The 16695-nt window shown below is 69.0% G+C and carries 13 protein-coding genes; 9 read left to right on the top strand and 4 right to left on the bottom strand.

What is annotated here, in order from left to right; genetic code table 11:
* Window positions 1-115: 115 nt before the first annotated feature.
* From Bra3105_RS07615 to Bra3105_RS07600, 4 genes are all read left to right on the top strand, one after another.
* Window positions 116-850, top strand: coding sequence for a class F sortase (locus Bra3105_RS07615; RefSeq protein ID WP_228359284.1), 735 nt, complete (start codon window positions 116-118; stop codon window positions 848-850).
* 146 nt (window positions 851-996) lie between these two features.
* Window positions 997-1929, top strand: coding sequence for a sugar phosphate isomerase/epimerase family protein (locus Bra3105_RS07610; protein WP_228359283.1), 933 nt, complete (start codon window positions 997-999; stop codon window positions 1927-1929).
* A gap of 83 nt (window positions 1930-2012) precedes the next feature.
* Window positions 2013-3296: an MFS transporter gene (locus Bra3105_RS07605; RefSeq protein WP_228359616.1), complete on the top strand. Its 1284-nt coding sequence runs from the start codon at window positions 2013-2015 to the stop codon at window positions 3294-3296.
* A gap of 79 nt (window positions 3297-3375) precedes the next feature.
* Window positions 3376-4527: an ROK family transcriptional regulator gene (locus Bra3105_RS07600; protein WP_228359282.1), complete on the top strand. Its 1152-nt coding sequence runs from the start codon at window positions 3376-3378 to the stop codon at window positions 4525-4527.
* Window positions 4528-4545: 18 nt separating this feature from the next.
* Here the strand turns inward: Bra3105_RS07600 and Bra3105_RS07595 are convergent, their stop codons facing one another.
* The 4 genes from Bra3105_RS07595 to Bra3105_RS07580 form a co-directional block, all read right to left on the bottom strand.
* A complete protein-coding gene (locus tag Bra3105_RS07595; RefSeq protein ID WP_228359281.1) occupies window positions 4546-4731 on the bottom strand; it encodes a hypothetical protein in 186 nt (61 codons plus the stop codon).
* 137 nt (window positions 4732-4868) lie between these two features.
* A complete protein-coding gene (locus tag Bra3105_RS07590; RefSeq protein ID WP_228359280.1) occupies window positions 4869-6746 on the bottom strand; it encodes a hypothetical protein in 1878 nt (625 codons plus the stop codon).
* A 258-nt stretch (window positions 6747-7004) separates the two neighbouring features.
* A complete protein-coding gene (locus Bra3105_RS07585) occupies window positions 7005-7712 on the bottom strand; it encodes an SDR family NAD(P)-dependent oxidoreductase (protein WP_228359279.1) in 708 nt (235 codons plus the stop codon).
* Entirely contained in the window at window positions 7705-8391 is a 687-nt protein-coding gene (locus Bra3105_RS07580) for an IspD/TarI family cytidylyltransferase (RefSeq protein WP_228359278.1), read from the bottom strand. Before Bra3105_RS07580 ends, Bra3105_RS07585 begins: the two co-directional genes overlap by 8 nt.
* A 485-nt stretch (window positions 8392-8876) precedes the next feature.
* Between Bra3105_RS07580 and Bra3105_RS07575 the strand changes: the two genes are divergently transcribed.
* From Bra3105_RS07575 to Bra3105_RS07555, 5 genes are all read left to right on the top strand, one after another.
* Entirely contained in the window at window positions 8877-9521 is a 645-nt protein-coding gene (locus Bra3105_RS07575) for a hypothetical protein (RefSeq protein WP_228359277.1), read from the top strand.
* 183 nt (window positions 9522-9704) lie between these two features.
* Window positions 9705-10586: a CDP-glycerol glycerophosphotransferase family protein gene (locus Bra3105_RS07570; protein ID WP_228359276.1), complete on the top strand. Its 882-nt coding sequence runs from the start codon at window positions 9705-9707 to the stop codon at window positions 10584-10586.
* A 230-nt stretch (window positions 10587-10816) separates the two neighbouring features.
* The gene (locus Bra3105_RS07565; protein WP_228359275.1) at window positions 10817-12406 is read left to right on the top strand and encodes a glycosyltransferase; all 1590 of its coding nucleotides are present in this window, start codon (window positions 10817-10819) and stop codon (window positions 12404-12406) included.
* A 193-nt stretch (window positions 12407-12599) separates the two neighbouring features.
* Window positions 12600-14558, top strand: coding sequence for a CDP-glycerol glycerophosphotransferase family protein (locus Bra3105_RS07560; RefSeq protein WP_228359274.1), 1959 nt, complete (start codon window positions 12600-12602; stop codon window positions 14556-14558).
* A 134-nt stretch (window positions 14559-14692) separates the two neighbouring features.
* Complete coding sequence (locus tag Bra3105_RS07555; protein WP_228359273.1) at window positions 14693-16693, top strand: glycosyltransferase family 2 protein; 2001 nt, start codon at window positions 14693-14695, stop codon at window positions 16691-16693.
* Window positions 16694-16695 lie beyond the last annotated feature (2 nt).

Below are 16695 nucleotides of genomic sequence, written 5' to 3'. Positions count from 1 at the left end.
TCTGTGGTCGGGGTCACGCGGCACCGGTGTTCGGTGATGCGCCGCCGCGTCGGGTACCTTCGCCGGGAGGGCGCCCCGGGTCGGGAGCCGCGAGAGCACTGACGGAGGAGGGGCGATGCGCCTGCGCAGCCGAGTCCTCCTGCTCGTCCTCGCGCTCGTGCTGGCCGCGGCGGGGGCCGTGCTGCTGATCAACGGTCTGCGCGACCGCGACCCCGAGGCGACGCCGACGCCCAGCGCGCCCGTCTCCCTCTCCGCCGACGACGCCCGCGGCATCCCCGATGCCGAGGCCGACGAGCCGGTCGACGGGGCGGGCGAGGACCACGGGGACATGGTGCGCACCGAGCCCGTCGACGCAATCTGGTTCGACGTGCTCGCGGGCACCCGCACGAAGGGTCTGCCCGAGAACCGCGTGGTCATCCCCTCGCTGTACGTCGACGCGCAGGTGACGGACGAGGGCGTGAGCGACGGGGCGATGAGCCTGCCCGATGACCTCAGGGAGGTGGGGCGGCTCGAATCCACCTCTGCGCTGGACGCCCGGAAGGGCAGCACGCTGCTGGCGGGGCACGTCACCAAGGGCGGCCAGAACGGGGCGCTGTTCCTGCTGGGCACGGTGCACGGCGGCGCGCGGATCATCACCACGGACGCCGATGGCACGGCGACCGTGGGGACCGTGACCTCGGTGGAGTCGGTGCACAAGAAGTCGCTGCCCTCGAGCATCTTCGAGACCACGGGATCGCGGCGTCTGTCCGTGCTCACCTGCGGCGGGCCGATCCTGCGCACCGCCGACGGCCGCTGGACCCATCAGGACAACATCGTGGTGAGGGCGGTGCCCGTGGAGCCGGGGGAGTGAAGATCGGAGCGGGCTGAACGCAGCTCCTCGGATGCACCCATCACATAAATCAATACTGATGTAAGTAATATCGATGTTGACGTGACTAATGTCGGTGTCGTAGAACTGTGCCCAGGACGAAGCAGTCACCGAGCACAGGAGCACCCATGACCCGCTATGGCGTCGACCTCATCACCTTCTACGACCCGACGTTCTGGGGCGTCGAGACGTTCGAGGACGTGATGGAGATCCGTCGGCGAGACCCCAAGCGGATCTGGGAGAGCATCTTCGAGGGGCTCTCGGCCGCGGGCATCGAGCTGATGGAGACCACCTTCGGCCCCACGCACCGCGAGAGCGCGCTGGAGGCCTTCGGCAGCGCGGAGAAGCTGCGCGAGGCGGCCGAGGCGCACGGCCTCGGATTCACCAGCGTCTTCCACCTCGGCCTGGACTGGGTCGGGGGAGGCCGCAGCGTCGAGCAGATCGTCGAGGACGCCGTGGTCGATGCGCGCTTCGCCCGGGAGGCGGGCGCCGACACCCTCGTTGTCGGCCCTCCGATGCGCAGAAGCTGGGACGATCCGGCTCGTCGCTTCGTGGATCTCGACTTCGTCCGGGACTTCGCCGACGTCGCGCACCGCGTGGGCGCGGCGACGCTCGAGCTGGGCGTGCGCACCGCGATCCACACCGAGGCGCATTCCGTGTTCAGCACCCCGCGCGACGTGGACGCGATCCTGGGCGCCCTCGACCCGTACTACGTGTTCTTCTGCCCGGACACCGCGCACCTCACGCTCGCCGGGGGCGACCCCGTGCAGGTCGTCGGGCGCCATGCCGAGCGCGTCGCCCTTGCGCACTGGAAGGACGCGACCGGGCCGATGACGCCGTACCTCCCCATCGACGGCGACGTCCACCTCGCCCACCGCGAGTACATGACCCCGCTCGGCACCGGCGTCGTGGACTGGGAGGGCTTCGCTGACGTCTACGCGAAGTCCTTGTCGCCCGAGGTCCGCCTGCTCGAGCTCGACGCCGTGCCGGACCCCGTGACGGCCATGATCCAGGGCCGCGAGTTCATCGACGCCCGCGTCCCGGGCACCGTCGCCGCCTGACCCCGAGCATCCCGGCCGCATCGCGCGGCAACCTCCGGGGGGAGACCCCGCCCCTGCACCTCGAAGGAGAGGTCGTGCACACGATGGAACCCACCGGATCGCTCTCGGCGGGGGCGCCGCCCGTCATCGGCGCTCCCGCCCCGCTCGCGCCCGTGCGGCGCAGCTACATGCTCGCCCTGGGACTCGCCCAGTTCGGCATCACCCTGGCCATCTTCTCGCCGGCCGTGGTGAGCATGCAGGTCAAGGCCCAGGCGCTCTCCCCGGAGAACCCGGCGGCGATCATCGGCGCCGTGATGCCGCTGGGCGCGATCGGCGCCCTGCTCGCGAATCCGCTCGCGGGCGCCCTCTCGGACCGGACCCGGACCCGCTGGGGGAGGCGCAGGCCGTGGCTGCTCGCCGGGGCCATCGGCCTGACGCTCTCGCTGGTGTGGGTCGCCCTCGCGCCCGGCCTCGGTCAGCTGATGATCGCGTGGCTGCTCGCCCAGATCACGGCCAACGCGACCGTGGCGCCGCTGATCGCGAGCTTCGCCGACAACGTCCCGCATCTGCAGCGCGGCCGGGGCTCCAGCGTGATCGCGCTCGCCCAGAACCTCTCCGTGCTCGCGGGCACCTATCTGGCCACCTACTTCGTGGGCAACCTGCCCGTGCTGTTCGTGGTGCCCGGGTTCCTCGCGATCGCGCTGGTGATCGTCTACGCGCTCGTCGCGCGCGATGAGCTCCCCGCGGAGCGGGCGCCGCGCATGTCGGTCGGCAGGTTCCTCGGCACGTTCTGGACCAACCCGCTGCGCCATCCCGACTTCGGCCTCGCCTGGTGGTCGCGTCTGCTGATCACGCTCGCGATGTTCATGTTCACCACCTACCGCCTGCTGTACATGCAGGACCGGATGGACCTGGGCCTCGCCGAGGCCACCGCGACCGTCGCCTTCGGCGTGCTGCTGTACACGATCGCGCTGCTCGCCGCCGCGGCGGTCTCCGGCTGGCTCTCGGACCGGCTGCGGCGACGCAAGATCTTCGTGGCGGGCTCGACGCTGCTGTTCGGCATCGGCACCCTGGTCCTCGCCCACGCGGGGACCATCGAGCAGTTCTACGTCGCGGAGCTGATCATGGGGCTCGCCTACGGCGTGTACTCGGCCGTCGACACCGCGCTGGTGGTCGACGTGCTCCCGGATCCCGAGCGGGCCGGCAAGGACCTGGGGGTCGTGAACATCGCGAACATGATCCCCCAGTCCCTCGCCCCTGCCCTCGGGCTCTGGCTCCTGCAGGCGGGGAGTCCTGGAGCGCAGAACTACACGCTCATGCTGTGGGTCGCGGCGATCGTCGCGGTGATCGGCGCGCTCGTGGTGCTGCCCATCCGTCGGGTGCGCTGAGGACTCTGCGCTCACGTCGCGAACCGTTCGAGTTCCGTCGAGATTGTCAGAAGTGAGCGCTGACGGATACCGTCCACGGATGCCCACCAGCAGCCTGCGCCCCGAGCATCGGGCCGTCCTCCGCGAACTGTTCTCCGCCCCGGTGCGATCGAAGGCGGAGCTCGCCGCGGCCACGGGCTGGGCCCGCAACACCATCGCCCAGCGCCTCGACGAGCTCGTCGAGGCCGGATGGGTCCAGGAGGAGCCCGCGGAGCGGGGCGGGCTGGGGAGGCCCAGTGCCCGCTTCTCGCTCCGCGTCGACCAGCGCCTGGTCCATGTCGCCCACTTCGGGCGCGATCAGCTCGACGCGTCCCTGGTGACCCTCCACGGGGACGTGATCGCGTCCCGCCGGGTGCCTGTCGACCTCTCGCAGGGCCCGGAGGCGGCCGCGCGCACGGCCGCCGAGACCCTCGCGGACCTGCGCACGATCGTCTCGGCGGCGGCGGAGGACATCGCGCTGTGCGTGATCGGCGTGGCGAGCCCGGTGGACCAGCGCCGACGGGCGATCAACCCCGTCTCCGAGCCGGGCTGGTTCGCCCTGGACATCGTGGACACCTTCGGGGACGCGCTCGGACTGCCCGTCCTCGCGGAGAACGACGCGAACCTGATGGCGATGGGCACGGCTGCCCGCGGCGGTCACGACGACCCCGGCGAGGCGGTGATCTTCGTGAAGATCGCCCAGGGGATCGGGGCGGGCACGGTGATCGACGGCCGACTGCGCCGTGGGATGCGCGGCCTCGCCGGGGAGCTCGGCCACGTGCCCGCGCCGCGCGCAGCGGGCATCCCGTGCACGTGCGGGAACGAGGGCTGCCTGGCGACGATCGCCTCCCTCGGACCGATCGTCGAGGGGCTGCGCGACGCCGGGGTGGAGATCCCCGAGCACGAGCGCTTCTGGGAGCTCGCCGCCGCGGCGGATCCCGCCGTGGTGAGCGCGATCCGCCAGGCGGGCAGGGACATCGGCCAGGCTCTCGTGGGCGTCGCCACGGCGATCGCGCCCGAGAGGATCGTGCTCGGCGGGCGTCTCGCCACGGTCGGTCAGCATCTGACGGCGGGGGTGCGCGAGGCGCTGTTCGCGCGTGTGCTCCCCGACATGACCGTCGGGCTCAGCGTGAACTCGTGCCCCGATCACGATCTGGCGGCGGCGAGGGGAGCAGCGATGCTGGCACAGGACTGGGTGCTGGCCGACGAGTGATCGGGCCGCGGGGCGCGCTCAGCGCCCGGACGCGTCCTCCGGCGGGCTGACGGGCGAGGCGGCGGCGCGCTCGCGCTCGCGGCGACTCTCCTCCTCGTCGCGACGGCGGAAGCGCCGTCCGATGACGACGCCGACCACGACGAGAAGGATCAGCACGAGCGCGGAGATCCCGTAGAAGGCGAGGAGGGGCTCGAGCGGCATCATTCCCACGAGTCTAATCCTCGACCCCGAGGACGGACGACAGAGGGCGGACGACGGGGGTGGAGGACGGGGGCGGACGACAGAGGGCGGGGACGGCCTCGGATGAGACCGTCCCCGCCCTCCGTCATGCGGAGCTGGGGTCACAGACCCCGCTCGGTGTCCTCGATCCCGTCGTCGAGGTCGCCCTCGCGCGGACGACGCGCGCGGCGCACATGGCTCTCGGAGACGCTGAACGGATCCGAGTCGTCGACGGGGCTCGACGCGCCCTGCTCGGGGTCGCCCTCGGAGCGCGGCGTGCGCCCGTCGTGCACGCTCCCGGTCCCGGTCCCGGTGCCGCGCAGGTCCTCCTCCCGGGCCGCCGTGTAGGGCTCCGCTGTGGAGGGGCCTGCTGTGGAGGGCTCCGCGTTCGGCTGGTCCGCGCGCGGGCTCTCCACAGGGGTCGCGGCGCCGCGGGGATCCTCGTACGCGTCACCTGACCGGGGCGTGGTGTCCCCGCCCGACCGGGCCGCGTCGTCACCCGCGGTGGGCGCAGCGGTCCTCTGCTCGGTGCCCGGACCGCTCGCGGTCGCCCTGGCATCGATCTCCTCGTCGCTCAGGACGTGGCCGTCGGCATCTCCGGGCTGTCGGCCGGCGTCCCCGGGCTGTTGGCCGGCGTCGCGGGAAGCGTCAGCGGTCGGGACGGAAGCACCGCCCTGCGCGGGCTGCGCACGATGTGCTGCCCCGTCGTCGGCGGTGAGGGCATCCTCGCGCGCCGAGCCCGTGGCCTCCGGTCGAGCATCGCGATGGCGGCCGTCGGTCTGCTCAGCGGGGCGCGGTGCGCGCTGATCCTGCGCGGCCTGCGGGTCATGGGCGTTCGCACCGGCGGCGACGCCGGCTCCCGCTGCCGCTCCCGCACCATCGGCCGCTGCGGCATGGCCGCCCTCGGCGGGTGCGCGATGGGCGCCGCGCGCGTCGTCCTCGTGGCGGCCCTGCGCCGGGCGCCCTTCCGCGGGCTCTGCAGTCCGCGGAGCATCATCGGGAACGCGTTGATCGCGAGGAGCCGCGCCCGGCTGCGCCGGTTCTGCCGGCTCCGCCGCGTGTGCTCCGGGCTGAGCCGCGTGCGCTCCGGGCTGAGGCGCGTTCGGGTCACGGGTGGTCGACTGCGTCGCGGTCTCGCCACGGGGAGCGGTCTGCTCCGCGCTCTCCACGCGCGCGTCCGGACGTGTCGTGTGCTCGTCACGGGAGTCGACCGAGTTCATGTCCGGGTTCGCGCCCGCCTCACGGGGAGCACCCGCCTCATGGGGAGCACCCGCCTCATGGGGAGCCGGCTCGGCCGTGCGGGCGTCGCGGGGACGCTCCTCGGCACGCTCCTGCAGGGCCGCATCGTGCCGCGGCGCGGGGCCGTCGGTCCTGGGAGCCTGCTCCGTGCGGTCCGTGCGGTCCGTGCGGTCCGTGCGGTCCGTGCGGTCCGTGCGGTCCGTGCGGTCCGTGGGCTCCTCGTGCGAGGCGGCGGCCCCGGCGCCTGCTGCACCGGCCCCGGCCACGCCGGCACCCGCTGCGCCGGCGGCGACGCCGGCGCCGTGCGAGGGGGCCTCGCGGTCGTCGACCTGCGGCTGGACGTCGTCGACGTCCTGAGCCCCCGTCTCGTCGAGGGGTGCGTCGGCCTCCCTGTGAGCACCCGACGTCTTGGTGTCGACGTCGGGGTCGAGCTCATCGGCCTGGCGGAGCCGGCCGTCCACGTCGGCGCGGGCCCTGTCGGCATCCTGCCGCTGCTCCTGCGCGGTCTGGTCGCGGCGCTCGGCCTCGACCTTGGCCTTGTCGGCCTCGAGCTCCGTCTCGCGCGCCTTGATCTCGCGCTCCTTGACCGCGACCTGGTCCTTCTGCGCCTGCGATCGGAGCTCGGCGGCGCGCTGGCGGTCGATCTCCTCCTGGCGGGCGCGCCGACGCCGGGAGCTGACGACCCCCACGATGATCAGGATGGCGAGGACCACGATGACGAGGATGATGACCGGGATGACCCAGCCGGGCAGGTTACCCATGTGCTTCTTCTCCTTCGGTCGGACCCGTTCTTCCGGGCCGCGGAGCGTTCGCGGCAGTCACTGCCGCGCTGTGCATTCCACCAGATATATGTGGTGGGCGCCACATCCTCTGCCGAACCGAGCCGCGGGTCCGGGAGCCCCGAGACAAAGAAGGACCCCTCGAGCCCGCCGAAGCTGGCGGTTTCGAGGGGTCCTCCTCTCGGTGCTGCCCGGGAGGCTCCGTCCTGCGGACGGGCGCGAGCCCGGGCGGCGAAGGTGTCACTGACGCACGACGATGTTCTCCGAGTCGATGAAGCGGCCGACCGGCGAGGCGAAGGTCTCGATGACCCGCGCGACGTGCTCCGGCTGCATGATGGTCGACGGATCCTCTTCCGGCGCCAGGGTGCGGCGCAGGGCGGTCGCGGTGCGGCCGGGGGAGAGGCAGACCACGCGGGTGCCGTAGATCGCGAGCTCCTCGCGCATCACCTGGCTCATGTTGATCACGGCCGCCTTGGAGGCCGAGTACGTGAGCCAGCCCGAGCGCCCGTTGATGCCGGCGGTCGAGGCGATGTTGACGATCAGCTTGAACACGTTGCCGTGGTTCAGCAGCCACTTGACGATGAGGAACGGCGCATAGACGTTCACGCTCATCGTCTTCTCGAAGTCCTCGATCTCCGCCTGCTGCAGCGGGACCGGGTTCGTGTAGCCCGCGTTGTTGACGAGGATGTCGATGTTGCCGACCTCGCCGTGCACGGACTCGAGGGCCTCGTGCAGCGAATCGCGGTCGCCCACGTCGACGTAGCGGGTGATGATCTTGCGGCCGACGGGGCTCGAGGAGCGCAGCTCCTCGACGGCGGCGTCGAAGTCATCGGACTTGCGGGCGAACATCACCACGGTGGTGATGTCCTCGCTGTTGTGCAGGAAGCGGCGGGTGGTCTCGAGACCGATCCCGCGCGAAGCACCGGTGACGAGAGCAGTCTTAGTCATCGTCTTCCTCCTCCGGGCGCAGGAGGAAGCCCGCCATGCGCAGATCAGTGGGCGTGGTGACCTTGAAGTTCACGTCCGAGCCGTCGATGAAGTGGACGGGGTGCCCGGTGACCGCGACGAGGGTCGCATCCTCCGTGTAGACCTTGTGGTCCTGCTCGGCCTTGGCGTGGGCGTCCTGCAGGTCGGCCTTGGAGAACTTCTGCGGCAGCTGCACGTTGCGCAGCTGGTCGCGCTCCAGCGAGCCCGTGACCTCGTGGGTCTCGGGGTCCACCGGCGCCACGGTGAAGGAGATCGGGGTCATCAGCGAGACATTGCTGTGCTCGGAGGCGATGAGGTCCTCGAAGTTCTTCTTCGTCACCAGCGGGCGCGCGGCCTCGTGGATGATCACGTCGTCGTTGGTGCAGTGGGGGAGCATGGCGGCGACGGACGAGTGCCGCGAGTCGCCGGCCTCGACGAGCGTGACCGGGGTGGAGATCGCGTAGTCCCGGAGGACCTCCTCGACCTCTTCCTTCCACTCCGGCGGGTAGTTCAGGACGATCTGGTCGATCTTCTCGACCCTGTTCGCCATGACCAGCGCGTAGACCAGGATCGGGATGCCACGGAGTTTCAGCAGCTGCTTCGGCTGGTTGGCGCCGATGCGAGCCCCGATCCCTCCGTTCAGCAGGATCAGTGAGTACATGGATGGGTTCCTTCGTGCAGTCGGTGTCGCGCTCCGCTCCGCTGCGGGGTTGCCGCTCCGGCGTGGTCACGCGACCGCTACGTCGGTCAGCCGGGAGTTCACCTCCCGGACAGGTGCTCGTAACCTTACAAGACTCGACCCGTGATGCCTGCCAACCCACGCGTGACGCGTGCACGTGCCCTCGTTGCGGGTGGGCCACGGCTGCAGTGTGTGACGTGGTGCACCTCCCGAAGGGGTGCGTAAGGCTTTGAAGAGGCGCCGACGCACGATATTTGGATCGCCAATTTCCGAAGAACAGCAAAATGCCCGGTTTGTGGCGATACCGATTCCCGTGTGACCAGGATCGATGGGCGATCGTTACCCGCGTAACAGAGCTCGCGGCATCCGCGATGCGACTATTCCTCCATGAAGCCTGGGCGTTCGCCTGCTTCCACCTGAACATCGCCGGTCGAGGAGAACGAGCCCACGTGGGAAGACTGCGCCGCATGAACGTGGGCAAGAGGCTCACCAACTGGAACTTCTGGTCGCTGCTGGTCAATGCGCTGTGCTTCGCAGCAGTCCTCGTGTCCGTCCTGTTCCCGGGTTCCTGGCTCGTGGCCCTGGCGCTCGTTGCTCCGCTGCTCGTCGTGGTGATCCGTCAGCGGCAGGTGATCTTCCGTCGACGGCTCCGCGAGCACGGGGTCGGAGGCGCGGGGCGCTACGTGATCGGCCGGTACATTCTGCTCGCCGGCTCCCTGACCCAGTCCGTGCTGAGCGCGGCCCACTCTCCGCTCTGGGTGATCGCCACGTTCCTCGCGGTGGTCGCCCTCGAAGGGGAGCGTCTGGTCCGCACCCGCTATCTGCGACTGCGGCGCACGGCGGTGAACCTTCCGGGGGCCGTGGCCGAAGACGATCGCTATCCGTACTGGCTGGTGTACCCGCTGAACCTCGTGTCGATCGCTCCGATCGTGTGCAGCGCGATCCTGCCGGGATGGGCCGTGGTCGTCGCCCTCGTGCTCGCGGCGGGGTCGCTGGGGGTCGTGCTCGGCGCTCTTGCCGACCTGGTCCGACGTAACCGTGCCGGTGCCTACCTGGAGGCGAAGCTGCACAAGGTGCTGCAGCGCCGCAAGCCCGTCTTCTACGTGTACTAGCACGAGAAGGTCGGATCGGCTTTCCAGGTGACGATGTGGCTGCCCTACCTGGACCGGATCGGGGTCCCGTACGCGATCGTGGTGAGGGCGCCGGGGAATCTCTAAGAGCTCGCGCGGCTCACGGACAGGCCCGTGATCCTCCGCCGGACGATCGATGACCTCGACGACCTCATCGTCCCGTCCGTGCGCGGTGTCTTCTACGTCAACAACTCCATCCGCAACAATCACATGGTCCGGTACAGCGACCTCACGCACATTCAGCTGCTGCACGGCGAGTCGGACAAGGCCGCGAGCGTGAACCCCGTGATGCGCATGTACGACAGGAATTTCGTCGCCGGCCAGGCGGCGATCGACCGCTTCGCCGACCGCGGCATCGACATGCCCCGCGAGATGTTCCGCATCGTGGGCCGTCCTCAGGTCGAGGGAGTGGAACAGGCGCGTGCCCCGATCGGGGAGATCGAGCAGAAGACCGTGCTCTACGCCCCCACATGGCACGGGCTGCAGAAGGAGACGGACTATTCCTCCCTGGCCCTCGGTGCACGGATCGTCGAAGGTCTGCTCGAGGCGGGGTGCACCGTGATCTTCCGGCCGCACCCCTACAGCTACCGCTCCCGGCACTTCGCGGCGATGTGCGAGGAGATCCAGGGTCTGCTCGAGCGCGATGCCGAGCGCAGCGGCCGTGCGCATGTGCACGGGCCGCGGGCGGAGCAGCAGTGGAGCATCACCGACTGCTTCAACGCAGCCGACGCGATGGTCGCCGATGTCTCGAGCGTGGTCGGGGACTTCCTGTACTCCGGGAAGCCGATGGCCATGGTGTCGATGCACGATGACGAGAAAAACTTCGAGCGGCACTTCCCCATGGCGCGTGCGGCATATTGTGTGGACGGACGTGATCCGCACGTTACTTCGCTTCCGAACGTCCTGCGAGAACTGCTGCATGTGGACTCTCGGGCGCGGGCCCGGGAGGTGCTGTCCCGGTACTACTTGGGGGGATTCTCCAGTGGTTCGTACGCCGATGGGTTCGTGAGGGCGTGCCTTTCAGAGCTGAATCGAGTACTCCCGTGAGGGGGCCGGTGAAATCCGTCGCGTGAAATGTGTGCTCCAGCGGAGAGGCGGCGCGAATCCGACGCCCGTCACTTCGGTCGAGTTCGGATTCCGGGCGGAGAGGTGTGTCGTGTGCGGCGCATTAACGGCGGGCAAACCTGTGGTAAACTGGTGCCAAGTTTCTCGACCATTCCCGAGATGGGTCGACCCGAGATGATCGGGTACAGTCTCCCTTGGGTGGGTGTGACAGGGTGGTCGCCATCGAACGGAATGGAGTCTCCGTGGGGGATCTGGTTGGACGTGAAGTCTTTATTGTGCTCTATGCCCTCGGGTCGGGAGGGCGCACCGTCGCCATCGGTGATCAGTGTCGAATGTTCGAGCAGCTGGGGCTCTATCCCTCGATAGTCACCTTCAATTTCGACAGAAACTTCAAGGTAAATTCCGATAAGGCGCTCGAGTCATCGGGCTTCCCGCGGGGAACTTCCGTCTTCAATCTCTACGAGGCTGCGGTCGAGCGATTTACTGAAGACTACTCCCGATCGTGGTCGGATGACGAGGATCTCGATTCCGAGGGCCTCTCCGTTGCGGTTCATGCGGCAGGGGACCAGGAGCACTTCACGTATCTCGATAAGCGTGGACGCTGTGTAAAAATTCGGCAAGTGCGTGACGAGGTGCCGGTCAGGACTACATTCTTCTGCGACGGGCTTCCGTCTGTCGCGCGAGAATATGATGGACGAGGATTCTGCAGTCGGGAACTCACTCTGGTGGGGCTTGAATCGACGACTGCGGAAGAGCGCTATTTCACGCCGGACGGTCACTGCTATGCGACGCGGAGACTTGACCCGGAGTCCGGAAAGCAGCGAGGAGTCTTCTGGATGGACAGAGGTTCTGGGACGACTCTGCGATTCGCGCACAACACTCCGTGGCATGGAGCGTGGTTGCAGGAGCTTCTTGATTCGAGAACCGGACGGGCGGGCAGGCCCTTCGCTATCGGCGAGTCCGCCAGCGGGGTGCTGAAGGTGCTGGATCTCGCACCCGAGACCGCGACCCGCCTCTACATGTTCCACGAGAATCACCTGTCGGCGCCATACACCCTCGGAGCGAAGGTCCGCGCAGACTATGGTGCCGCCCCGCGTCGTCTCGCAGAGATGCCACTGCTCGTGGTCCCCACGAACGCACAAGCAGACGACATCAAGCGCCAGTTCGGCAAGGAGATCCGCGTCAAGGGCATCCCGAACGTCGTCGTCGACAAGAGAAGCCGGGAGAGCATCGACAAGGTCCCCGGGCGGATCGGCTACTTCGGGCGCTTGGCGGCCAGCAAGAAGATCGACGAACTTCTCAGAATCTTCAAAGAAGTGCAGCGGCAGTTTCCAGGCGCTCGACTCGATGTGTTCGGTGACGGACCTGAGAGGCGCTCGCTGGAGTCTCTGAGCACCGAGCTCGCCCTGGAAGGCCTCGTCACCTTCCATGGGAAGACCTCGCAGGTCGGCGATGAGATGGCGAAATGCGTCGCGACCGTGTCGGCTTCCGCGACGGAGTCCTTCGGTCTGTCAGTGGCCGAGTCGCTTGCCGCAGGGACACCCGTGGTCTCCTACGCGGTCAACTACGGACCCCGAGACATCCTCTCGAACGGTGTCAGCGGATTCCTGATCGAACCGGGGGATGCCGACGCCTTCGTCGCCGCGGTCGTTCGCCTCCTCTCCGATCCGGACCTCGCTCGACGGATGGGCGAGGAGGGGGCGAAGAAGATGAGGTCCGGTTTCTCGTTCGAATCGACTCTTGAGGCGTGGCGAGCAGCTTTCACCGCCGCAGACGAGTTCGGGAAGGACGGCCTCACCTAGGTCGGGTGTATGCGTGGTGGTCGCCGAGGCGCGGCGTTTTCGTCACATGGATGCCTCGCACTGATCGCCGATTGCGCGAAGGACGCAAAAGCCCGGAAGACCGATCGCACTGGCAGAGACAGCACACAGGGACGACAGTCGTAGACCCGCGCCGGGGGGGCCGTCGAGCGGGCGAAGAGGGGTTATCGCTGGCATGAAAACCGTCAATCGGAAGTCGATCTCGAAGGTCGTCCAGTTCTGGCCGACCTTCGTGAAAGCTCTGATCCTGATCGCGGTGATCTTCGCGGTCATCTATCCGCACTCGGCAGCGGTCGCGCTCATACCGCTCGTCCCGTTGATCATCATCGTGCATCGCCAGCGGAAGGTGCTTTTGCGGCGCCCTCGGGGCGTCGGTGGCATCACGCGATACGGGCTGGCTCGATACATGCTCATCGGCACCGCAGCCGTCCACCTCTTCGTGGCGGAGACCTGGACCTGGGCATGGGTGATCGTCCTGATCATCGCCGCGGCACTCGTCGAAGCGGAGAAGCGCATCCGCTCCCTGAACGGCGTCGCCGTTCCCTACGCGCAGAGCCTGCCCGGCGTGGAGGCGCGGAATGCCGCGTCCTTCCCCTACGGCATCCTGTTCCCGCTGGACGTGCTTCTCGTCGCAGCCGTCGCGATCGCACCCCTGCTGCCCTCCTGGGCCGCATACGTCCTGCTCGCGTACTCCCTGGTGCCGATCGGCGTCGCCCTGGCGAGCCTCGTGGACATCACGCGGCGCGTGACCGCTCGACGGGAGTTCCGGCGGGACATGGGGACGATCCTCGAGGACATGGCGCCCGTGTTCTACCTGTACTGGCATGCGCAGGCCGGGTCGGTCTTCCAGGTGACCATGTGGCTGCCCTACCTCGAACGGCTAGGGGTGCCCTATGCCGTCGTGGTGCGGACGGTGGGCAACTTCCGAGAGGTCGCGCGCGCCACGGACGCTCCGGTCGTGCTGTGCAGGACGATGGCCGACCTCGAACCCCTGATGGTGCCGAGCGTCCGCGGCGTGTTCTACGTGAACAACGCGATGCGCAACAACCACATGGTCAGGTACTCCCACCTGACCCACGTCCAGCTTCTCCACGGGGAATCGGACAAGGCCGCGAGCTACAACCCGGTCACCCGGATGTTCGACTACGACTTCGTCGCGGGACAGGCGGCCATCGACCGGTTCGCTGCGCACAACATTCCGATGCGCGAGGACATATTCCGGATCGTCGGTCGCCCCCAGGTCGAGGACGTGGCCCCCGCACGCGGTCCCATCGGTGCCTTGTCGGCGCCGACGGTGCTGTACGCGCCCACGTGGCTCGGATTCCACCTGGACACGCAGTACACCTCGTTGGCCGTCGGGCACCAGATCGTCGCCGGGCTGCTCGAGCGCGGATGCACCGTGGTGTTCCGGCCCCATCCCTACAGCTATCGCTCCGGGTCGCTGCGTCGCGCGTGCCGGAGGATCAAGGCCATGCTCGCGGCGGACGCGGAGCAGGCCGGGCGACAGCACCTGTTCGGCTTCGCGGCGGAGAAGGAGATGAGCGTCTTCGACTGCTTCAATGCCTCGGACGCCATGGTCTCGGACGTCTCGAGCGTCGTGGGCGACTACCTCCATTCGGGCAAGCCCTTCGCGATGGTCGCCGTGCACAGTTCCGCGGAGGCCTTCGTGCACGAGTTCCCGACCTCCCGTGCCGCCTACATCCTCGAGGCGGCACGGGCCCAGGTGGATCATGTCGGCGACGAACCAGCGGAGGCAGTAGGAGCCGACGAGAGCGCAGCCCCAGCATCCGACGCCGACACCGCTCCGCCGGCGCAGTCGGCCGATCCGTCGACGATCCAGGGAGATCCCCGCCCGCGGGGCGCGATGGTCGTGCCCAGGCTCGACGCAGTCCTCACCGAGCTCCTCGAGACCGATCCCAAGCGCCGTGAACGGCTCCAGCTCGCGGACTACTACCTGGGGGACATTCCCCGTGACGGCTACTCCGAGCGCTTCCTCGACGTGGCACGGGAGGTCCTGCATCTGGGCGAGAGCCCGAGCGCCCTGGAGGCCGTGGACACCGAGGTAGAGGGCGCGGACGTCGACGAGGAGCCCGCCGACGCCCTCGAGGACGCCGAGGTCATGGCGGAGGAGTGAGCCGCCGACCGGCGTGGTGACGCAGTTCTCCGGGATCGTGGGGCGCGCGCGACCGGAACACGCAGGCTCTCGGACTATCGTCCTCATGTCGGGTGCTCGGGGGAGCACTCGTCGGGGATCAGAGGGGGTCACCAATGGGAGAGACGGTCGTCTCCGTCATCATGGCGGTCTACAACGCCGGGGAGTACCTGGCGCAGGCCCTGGACTCGACGCAGAGGCAGGGCCTGGCAGGAGACCAGATCGAGGTCATCGCCGTCGACGACGGTTCGACCGACGGATCCGGCGAGCTCCTGGACGGCTACGCCGCCCGCTTCCCGTCCATCCGCGTCCTGCACCAGGCCAACTCGGGCGGGCCCGGGGCACCCCGCAACGCCGGTCTCGACGTTGCCCGCGGCCGCTACGTGTTCTTCATGGACGCCGATGACGAGCTCACCGACGGCGCACTGCGCGACATGACCGCCGTCGCGGACCGCGAGGGGTCCGATGTCGTCCTCGGTCAGGTGCGGGGCATCGACGGACGCTCGGCGCGCGGCGCGACGTTCCCGAGCACCCGTCTGCACGTGGACCTCCTCGAGGACAACGTGTTCAGGACGCTCGGTCCCTGGAAGCTCTTCCGGCGCGAGCTGATCGAACAGCACGCGATGCGCTTCCGCACCGACGTCAAGGTCGCCGAGGATCAGCTGCTGGTCGCCCGGGCCTACCTCACGGCGTCCACCATCAGCATCCTCGCCGACCGCGACTACTATCTGCTGCGCCAGCGTGCCGACGGAGGCAACGTCACCCGCACCGTCAGGGGCCCGGCCGAGCTCGTGGACGCCTTCACCCATCTCACCGAGGTCGTCCTCGAGGAGACGGAGCCCGGCCGACTGCGGGACGCCGTCATGTGGCGCGCCGTGACCTGGTCGCTGGGCAAGCCGCTCGATGCCCGCTTCCTCAAGGGAACCGAGGCGGACCAGCGCTACGTCGTCGAGCGCATCCAGCAGGTCCTCGGACCGGTGTGGTCCCCCGCTCTCGCCGTCCACCAGAAGGACATCCTGCGCACCAAGACGGAGATCGCCCTCTCCGGCGACGTGGACACGCTCCGGCGGTTCATCGCGTGGGAGATCGCGGCGACCCGTTCCTCCCGACTGCTCCGCCTCGACAGCGAGGGCGTCTCGCTCGACCTTCCCGCGGACCTCGCAGCGCACATCGACACCCAGCGCCTGCACGCCCCCGCACCGAAGGGCCGCGCCGAGCTGCGCGAGTGGTCCGTCCAGGGCGACACCGTCCACGTGCAGATGGACGTGCTCGTGGGCGACTCCTCCACGCCCGCCCCGGAAGTGGTCCTCTCCGCGCGATGCCGCGAGTCGGGGGAGCGCCTCGAATACCCGGTGGACCGGAGTCGAGCCATCACCTCCCCGGAGGGCGCAGGGTCTCGCATCGAGGTAGCCCTGCCCACGCACGACCTCGCCGTCGGCGTCTGGGATCTCTGGATCATCCAGCGGGCGGGGGACGAGGACATCGCCACGCGCCTGGGCGGACGCCGTCAGGAAGGAGTGCCCACCTCCACAGCCGAGCTCGTGGACCCCGAGGGAACCCCGCACGGAGTCGTCTACTTCACCAAGAAGGCCAAGAATCTCTCGTTGGACATCGGGTTCCGTCTCCATCCGTCGGCCGGCCCCCTGGGCACCGTGGTCGCGCTGCTGTCCGATCAGGGGGAGGAGTCGGCGATCGCCGTGGTCACGCTGCACCGGCCCGTGCCCGCCCGCGGGGAGATCCGGGACGCCCAGGGGCGCCGCCTGCGCGAGCTCGAGGCCCGGCAGTCCAGTGCGAGCGTGCTGAGCCTCTGGCTTCCGCTCACCCTCGTCGCGGCCGGCGAGACGCTGCACCTGGCGCTGACCAACGACGCCGGGACCGGCGCCGTGGAACTCGCGAGCGACCTGGACACCCGCGCCCTCCAGGGCAGGACGCTGCGGGGAGCGGTCGGCACGGGGTCCGGTGCCGAGGAGCCGCAGGATGCCGTTGCGGGTCGATCGGAGGTGCTCCGAGGAACGTTGCCAGGAGGGTCGAATGCGCAGGAGGCGCCCGGTGCACGCGGCACCGGGCGCCTCCGCAGGGCCCTGCAACGAGCACGGCAGGGGCCGGCGGACCGCTGACA

The organism is Brachybacterium halotolerans subsp. kimchii (assembly GCF_020792675.1).
Lineage (GTDB): Bacteria > Actinomycetota > Actinomycetes > Actinomycetales > Dermabacteraceae > Brachybacterium > Brachybacterium halotolerans.
Note: the sequence above shows the minus strand (reverse complement) of the source record. Positions and strands in the feature narration are given on the sequence as shown.